At 33.6% G+C, this 7976-nt stretch carries 7 protein-coding genes and 1 tRNA gene; 6 read left to right on the top strand and 2 right to left on the bottom strand.

Going from position 1 to position 7976, the window contains the following annotated elements:
- The first annotated feature begins 171 nt into the window (after positions 1–171).
- Together NPY00_RS01375 and lldD are read left to right on the top strand one after the other, a co-directional pair.
- Positions 172–1260: a 2'-deoxycytidine 5'-triphosphate deaminase gene (locus NPY00_RS01375; protein WP_269020233.1), complete on the top strand. Its 1089-nt coding sequence runs from the start codon at positions 172–174 to the stop codon at positions 1258–1260.
- Between the two features lie 877 nt (positions 1261–2137).
- The gene (gene lldD, locus NPY00_RS01380; RefSeq protein ID WP_269020234.1) at positions 2138–3289 is read left to right on the top strand and encodes an FMN-dependent L-lactate dehydrogenase LldD; all 1152 of its coding nucleotides are present in this window, start codon (positions 2138–2140) and stop codon (positions 3287–3289) included.
- A 313-nt stretch (positions 3290–3602) separates the two neighbouring features.
- Here lldD and NPY00_RS01385 read toward each other — a convergent pair.
- Positions 3603–3678, bottom strand: a tRNA-Thr gene (locus NPY00_RS01385).
- Between the two features lie 513 nt (positions 3679–4191).
- Between NPY00_RS01385 and NPY00_RS01390 the strand changes: the two genes are divergently transcribed.
- Positions 4192–4392, top strand: coding sequence for a SlyX family protein (locus tag NPY00_RS01390; RefSeq protein WP_269020235.1), 201 nt, complete (start codon positions 4192–4194; stop codon positions 4390–4392).
- Positions 4393–4721: 329 nt separating this feature from the next.
- Here NPY00_RS01390 and NPY00_RS01395 read toward each other — a convergent pair whose 3' ends face one another.
- Entirely contained in the window at positions 4722–5066 is a 345-nt protein-coding gene (locus NPY00_RS01395) for a hypothetical protein (RefSeq protein WP_269020236.1), read from the bottom strand.
- A 166-nt stretch (positions 5067–5232) separates the two neighbouring features.
- Between NPY00_RS01395 and NPY00_RS01400 the strand changes: the two genes are divergently transcribed.
- From NPY00_RS01400 to NPY00_RS01410, 3 genes are all read left to right on the top strand, one after another.
- On the top strand, positions 5233–6660 hold the full coding sequence (locus NPY00_RS01400; RefSeq protein WP_269020237.1) for an amino acid permease: 1428 nt from the start codon (positions 5233–5235) through the stop codon (positions 6658–6660).
- Between the two features lie 40 nt (positions 6661–6700).
- A complete protein-coding gene (locus tag NPY00_RS01405; protein WP_269020255.1) occupies positions 6701–7381 on the top strand; it encodes an energy-coupling factor ABC transporter ATP-binding protein in 681 nt (226 codons plus the stop codon).
- The coding region (locus tag NPY00_RS01410; protein ID WP_269020238.1) for an energy-coupling factor transporter transmembrane component T family protein at positions 7378–7976 on the top strand (599 nt) is incomplete at its 3' end. The genes NPY00_RS01405 and NPY00_RS01410, both read left to right, overlap by 4 nt.

Genomic DNA, 7976 nt, shown 5'->3' on the forward strand with positions numbered 1-7976 from the left:
CACTGTTTTTATGAAAGAATGCTTTTCTAAGTATTCGTTTATTATTTTATTTATTTTTTGTTTTTAAACAGTAACTGGTTATAAAGAGGATTAAGTTTTTTATCTTTTTAAAAGTTACATCAATGAATGATGTAGAATGTACAAGATAAGACAAAATAAAAGGCAAGAGTTATGATACGCACAAGAGGGATATTGGCAGATAGCGATATAAAGGCTTTAATTGATAATAATGTTCTAAAAGCCACTCGTGTATTTGATGCGGATCAAATACAACCTGCGAGTCTTGATGTTCGCTTAGGAGATACAGCGTATCGTATACGCGCTTCTTTTATGCCAGGACCTCATACAAAAGTTTGTGATAAATTAGAACGGTTAAAATTACACGAAATTGATTTGCGTGAAGGAGCTGTTTTAGAAACGGGATGTGTTTATATTGTCCCTCTTTTAGAAAGTCTCGCTTTACCAAAGGTTTTATCTGCTGTTGCTAATCCAAAAAGCTCTACAGGAAGATTAGATGTTTTTACGCGTGTCATAACAGATGAAGCTCAGGAATTTGATAAAATTTATACAGGGTATCATGGTCCACTTTATCTTGAAATTAGCCCACGGACATTTCCGATTTTAGTTCGCACAGGTTCACGTTTATCTCAACTTCGGTTTCGTAAAGGAAAAAGTTATTTAAGTGAACTTGAGCTACGTGCTTTGCATAGAGCTGAAACACTTATATCGGATGACTTTCCCAATATTGGTGATGGCGGTATCGGGATTTCTATTGATTTGGCCGGTGATGAAAATGAACTTGTAGGATACCGTGGGAAACGTCATACGGGTGTTATTGATATCGATAAACGTGCTGCTGCTAATATTTTAGATTTTTGGGAACCAATTTATGCTCATGGTAAAAGAGAACTCGTTCTTGATCCTGGTGAGTTTCATATTTTAGTTTCGCGAGAGTCTGTCCATGTTCCTCCATTATGTGCTGCTGAGATGACTCCTTTTGATCCTTTAGTCGGTGAGTTTAGAGTTCATTACGCAGGTTTTTTTGATCCAGGATTTGGGCATGCAGAAGCTGGTGGAAAAGGAGCGCGAGCTGTTTTGGAAGTGCGCAGTCATGAAGTTCCATTTATTTTAGAACATGGTCAAATTGTTGGTCGTTTGGTTTATGAATATATGCTTGATCGTCCGTTGACTCTTTATGGGCATAATGTTGGGTCGCATTATCAAGCGCAGAAATTAAAATTATCCAAGCATTTTAAATAGGGCTGGGGTTAGAGTTTTGATACAGTCTGTATAATCTGTATAAGAGGTATCTCATTTTTAAATGAGAAATTTAATGCTTATAGATATGAGTGATTAATTTCATATGAAATTGAGTAAAAAGATGAATGCGAAGTACAAAAATAAACATATTTTCAATTATAGTTAAAAATAAAGTTTCTTGATAAAATTTAAAATGTTTATTTTTGTGCTACAATTTAAATCTTTAATGTGTTTTATTTTGACTGATATATAATTAACAATTCCAATTAGGTACTTTTTATAATAGTCAATTGATATAAATAGCAAAAAATGAATCGGTAAAACAAAAATTTCATTATTAATGTATTCTAGTATTTTAAATGATTAAAATATTCTGTACGAATACAATTTTTCTGGTGTTTAAGTTAATCAATGATGAGATCATTGATGAGATATTGATATGAAATGCTTGGTAAATTTAGCTAACGTATTTATTGAGGTGTATTAGTGTTTTTTTAATATTTTTCAAAAATATTTCGGTTTATAGATAACAACTAATTGTGTATTATTTATTTGTATTTTATATATTTTGTATAATTAATTATAGTTTATAGAGAATGTCATTTTTTAATTTAGTGTTGTTTAGAAGAATATAAATGTTAAAATATATTACATAATGGGTTTTAGATATTGATAATCTATGAATTTCGATGTTGATTACTAAAAATATTATCAAATACTTAGTCTGGAAAATATAAATCAGAGCGTTATTTTTATTATTAAGTAATAGAGTTGTTGTTATAGCATTTAAAACTATCATTTATAGTTCTTTTTTAGAATATTTAATAAGAACTTTTGCGTATTTTCGCTTTTTATTTTATGGAGTAAAAGTATTGTTATGATTATTTCTTCAACATTTGACTACCGTAAAGCAGCAAAACGTCGATTACCTCCTTTTTTATTTCATTATATTGATGGCGGAGCTTATGCTGAGGAAACGATGAAGCGTAATTGTACAGATCTTCATGCTCTTGCACTATGTCAACGAATTCTTAAACAAGTTGGGGAAGTTGATCTTTCAACAAAATTATTTGATCAGACTCTTAAGATGCCGGTTATCCTTGCGCCTGTTGGTTTAACGGGTATGTATGCGCGTCGTGGTGAGGTGCAAGCAGCGCGTGCAGCAGTTGCAAAAGGTATTCCTTTTACGTTGTCTTCAGTTTCAGTATGTCCTATTGCGGAAATACAGGCTGCGGTTGGTAGTGCTTTTTGGTTTCAACTTTATGTTCTCAAAGATCGTGGTTTTATGCGCGATGCGTTGGAACGATCTTGGTCGGCTGGTGTTCGTACATTGGTTTTTACGGTTGATATGCCGGTTCCGGGTGCGCGTTATCGTGATGCTCATTCTGGAATGTCTGGTCCTTATGCTGGATTGCGTCGAATTTTACAAGCTTTTGTTCATCCGCGGTGGGCTTGGGATGTTGGTATCATGGGACATCCACATGATCTAGGAAATGTTTCTGCTTATCTTCAGAAGAAGGTTGCACTAGAAGATTATATTGGGTGGCTTGGAGCAAATTTTGATCCATCAATCGGTTGGAATGATCTTCAATGGATTCGAGATTTTTGGAAGGGAAAAATGATTCTAAAAGGTATTCTGGATCCAAGAGACGCACGTGAAGCCGTTCAATTTGGTGCAGATGGTATTGTTGTTTCTAATCATGGCGGACGTCAGCTTGATGGAGTCTTATCAACGGCTCGAGCCTTACCTGTTATTGCTGATGCTGTAAAAGGCGATTTAACTCTGCTAGTTGATTCTGGAATTCGTTCTGGTCTTGATGTTGTACGAATGATAGCACAAGGTGCAGATGCTGTTATGATTGGGCGTGCTTTTGTTTATGCGCTTGCGGCGAGAGGAGAAAAAGGTGTTAGTCATCTCCTTGATTTGTTTGCTAAAGAAATGCAAGTCGCTATGACATTAACTGGTGTGCGTACAGTTAAAGAAATCACACGTGAAAGTTTAGTTGGTGCAGATTTTTTTAAAAGTTGATCAAAGAGTGCAGCATATTGTAAGTCTTTTTGAAAAATATCTATTGTGTTGAATACGAGAAAAATTCAATTTTTTTGTTTAGATATGTTCACTTGTTATAGTTTCGATGTTTTTAAACATTTTTTAATGAATATGCTTATGCAAGATTATTTTCTCTTTAGAAGATAAATTGGTTTTATCTTTTTACGTTATGCGTATGTTCCGCAAATCATTAAAAATTAATCTGCTTTTGTTTTAACAAGAGTGAATTGGTAGGTAGACTAAAAAATCTTCAAAATTAGTCATCAATTTATTACGATTTTTTAAAGTAAATTGGTGCCGCATGCCGGTTTCGAACCAGCGACCCCATCATTACGAATGATGTGCTCTACCAACTGAGCTAATGCGGCACAAACTCTACCCTAATTAGATCAAGACTAGTTTCGAGGGTAATAACTAAAAGTATGTATAAAAGCAAGTCTGCAATTTTCTTAATAATTCAATTTACCAATGACAGTAATTTTCTGAGTTATAAAGACTAGAAGATTGTAAAAATTAGCAGGGAAACACCATTTTTTGAGCTGTATGTTGCGTAAAAGTGAAAAAAATCTTGCATCAATTTCAATTCGCTCTGTTTTGATTATTTAGGCATGAAATACGTTTTAATTAATAACGTAATGATATTAATATGATTTTATTTGGATAAAAATGTATACAATTTATGAGATGGATAAGATGAATTTATTTGACAAGTTATTTTTGAAATGAAAAAAATAATGCCGTTTTCTGCAGTAGAAAGGTGAGTCCAAGTCATCACTGGCTTTGTTTGAGGAAGAGAATATCTTGTCATCTATATGCAGAAAGAAGAGAAGGTGAGCTTGGTAAGAGAAATTGATTATTTATTTAAGATGGAGTGATAAGATATGTCGGATGAAAATAGGCTGATGGAATTAGAGATCAAGATAGCGCATCAAGAAAAGCTTGTCGAAGAGCTTTCCTGTGTGGTGACAGATCAGTGGAAGAGTCTGGATGCTATATCTAAAAAATTTGATGTTCTCATGAAGCGATTTTCAGATCTAGAAGAACACAGTTGTTCTGAGACTGTTTCTCGTTCATTTGACTAATACGGGAAATAGAGAAGCTAATATTTGTATAAAATTATAATCTTATTCTCTTAGGATATCGTTTCACACAGTTTTGTTACTTAACATATTCTATTATTTTCGTATCGAGTTTTATAGAGATAGAAATAGAAATTTGGTGGAGTTGAGTTTGTTAGTCTGTTGGAATTGTCTCAAGGGAATGTATGGCTGCAGGGTGATGCAGTGTTTTTTTGAATAAAGGCGTTTTAATTGATGCTGGATCATGAAAAGGTTTTTTAGTTATTTTTAATTAAGATAAATTTTTTTGAAGATCTTGTTTATACACCAATACAATGCGTTTTAAAACAGTCTCAGCGCGTTGTGTGTGTTATTCTTCTCTGTGTATGAAAGTTATGAAAAGGTTTTGGTTTTTCATAACTTAAAATATAAAATACTATGGCCAAAGCACCAAAGAAAAGCCATGCCGGTAAATAAGTTAAAGCGATGCAAATGGAAGCAAGAAGAGAAGGCATAAGATTGTATAAAGCTTGATGAAAACTATAGATATCTGTTTGAAAGAGCTGCGCTACTATTTTATTTAAAGATGTTATGACAAGATGTGATGCAGCGACAGAGTGTGCGCCATCAATGACTGATGATATAAGTGTTAAGGTAATAAAAATAAATGTCATTAATTTAAATAAGGGGCGAAGCATGTTTTTTCCTATGCGTTTTTTTTGATATTTATGCAACGCACAAAAAAGTAAGTTGTTGCACAATCAAAAAAATAATTAGCGTTCTTTATGCTTTGTTGAAAAAAGCAGAAATGTCTTAATTTGTTTTTAAAAATTTAGCTTGGGTATAGAAAAGTAATGAACTGCAATGTCTGATAAAAAGCACAATGAATTAAAACGTAGCCTTCAAAATCGTCATGTTCAAATGATTGCTTTGGGGGGTGTGATTGGGACAGGTCTTTTTTATGGATCAACGGAAGCTATTCAATTAGCTGGTCCTTCAGCTATTTTAGCTTATTTTATTGGCGGTTTGATTATTTATTTTATTATGCGAATGCTTGGTGAAATGTCCGTAGAGGAACCAAATTCTGGCGCTTTTAGTTTTTTTGCTTATAAATATTGGGGGCATTTTGCAGGTTTTGTGACAGGTTGGAATTATTGGTTTCTCTATATTCTTGTTAGTATGACGGAGCTTACAGTTATTGGGTTTTATTTTGATCATTGGATTTTGATTGATCATTGGAAATTATCTGTTGCGATTCTTTTATTGATTACATTGATTAACCTGATTGATGTTCGTTTTTTTGGAGAAGTGGAGTTTGTTTTATCTTTAATAAAAGTGATTGCTGTGATTGGTATGATTGTTTTTGGTATTGTTCTCATTTTAACTGGAATCAATGATAACCAAGTAGGGATTCACAATCTTTGGGCTCATGGTGGTTTTTTTCCTTATGGTGCTATGGGTGTTATTCTGGCGACTGCTGTTTTGATGTTTTCTTTTGGAGGAACAGAGCTGATTAGTATTGCAGCTGGTGAAACATCAAATCCGCAACAAACCATACCGACAGCTATTCGTAAAGTTATGTGGCGAACTGTTGTTTTTTATATTGGTTCTATGAGCATTATTATGATGCTGAGTCCATGGAACATGATAGGAAAAAATGGCAGTCCGTTTGTTACCATTTTTGAGAGCATAGGTATTCCTGCAGCTGGACATATTTTGAATTTTATTGTGATTATGGCTGCAATTTCAGTCTATAATAGTGGTATGTATTCCAATGGTCGGATGCTGTATAATTTAGCTTTACAAAAGAATGCTCCGCAGATTTTTAGTAAATTGAACACTGCTCGTGTCCCTTATATTGCTATTCTTTTTTCCTCAGCTTGTACGGCAATGATTATTGTTATGAATGTTCTCGTTCCAGGAAATAGTTTTATGCGTATTATGGCTATTACAACTGCGACAGCATTTATTACTTGGACGATTATTGTTATTGTGCATTTGAAATTTAGAAAAGCGCATCAAAATAAAAAAGATTCGTTTATTTATACATTTTATTTATATCCTTATGCTAACTACATGTGTCTTTGTTTTTTTGCATTATTATTTTGTATTATGTTTGTAAGTGGTTTTGAGAAAAATGGGTTAATGACTCAACTTTTTAATGTGATAGGAATAAGAACAGCTTATCTTGAATCGTATATTCCTATACAGATGCCTGATATGAGTTTAGCTATTATTATCATTCCTATATGGTGTTTTCTTTTGCGCGTAGGTTATAAATTTAAGCGATAGTGTGGCTAAGAAATAATTATTGACAATGATTGGGAGTGTTGTGGGGATAATAAAATTTGATAGTGTGACACAAGTTTTTGGTGATTTATGTGTTTTAAAAAATATTACGATACAGCTTGCTGAGAAACGGATTGCTATTATTGGCGCTAATGGCTCTGGCAAAAGTACATTCGTTCGTCTTATCAATGGGTTACAGATTCCTTCAAAAGGAGAGGTGAGTGTTGATGGGCTTGATACAAAGCGTGATGCAAGAGCAGTAAAACGAAAAGTAGGGTTTGTTTTTCAAAATCCTGATAATCAAATTGTGTTACCACTGGTGGAAGAAGATTTATCTTTTGGTCTTAAAAATTTAAAACTCAGTAAAGAAGAAATTAAAAAACGCGTAGATGAAATTTTACAGCGTTATGATCTTCAAGATTTCAAAAATCATGCAGTTCATCTATTAAGCGGTGGACAGAAACAGTTAATTGCTATTTCTGGTGTAGTGGCAATGGAACCAGACTATATTATTTTTGATGAACCAACGACACTACTCGATTTGCGTAATAAACGTCGTATCACACAAGTTATTGAAGAATTACCCCAAACAGCGATTGTCGTATCGCATGATTTGGATTTTTTAAAAAAGTTTGATAGGGTACTTGTTTTCGATGAGGGGGAAATAGTAATTGATGATGTGCCTGAAGTTGCAATTAAGGAATATATAAGAAAAATGTCATGATTGGCTTATATGTTCCCCAAGATACTTTTATTCATCGATTAAAACCCAGTATCAAACTACTATTCCTCGCTGTTTGTGGCACCATTATTTTTATGGTTTCATCAGGATGTGTTCTTTTTTTATTTTTATTATGCGTATCTTTGTTGTACGCAATTGCTAAAATTCCTTTTAGAAATGTGATGCAACAGCTTAAGATGATGGGACCATTTTTAGCTTTGATATTTGTTTTTCAAGCTGTTTTCGATGGTTATTGGACAGGTCTTTGGGTTGTATTGCGTCTTATTATCCTTATTCTTTTAGCCTCTCTTGTTTCTCTAACAACAAAAATTTCAGAAATGGTGCATTCAATAGAAGCGGGAGCGCGTCCTTTTAGGCGTTTTGGTATAAATCCATCACAATTGAGTATAGTTTTATCAATGACGATTAGATTTATTCCTGTGGTTCGTGAAAAGTTTAATGAGGTGCGTGAAGCACAGCAAGCACGGGGGCTTGATACAAAAATTACTGCTCTTGCAGTTCCTTTAATTATACGAACGATCAGGATGGCTTCAGAAATTGCTGAAGCATTAGATGCGCGTTCTTATGATGCCGATAT

Origin of the sequence: Bartonella sp. F02 (genome assembly GCF_026929975.1) — a bacterium.
In the GTDB taxonomy this organism is placed as follows: domain Bacteria; phylum Pseudomonadota; class Alphaproteobacteria; order Rhizobiales; family Rhizobiaceae; genus Bartonella.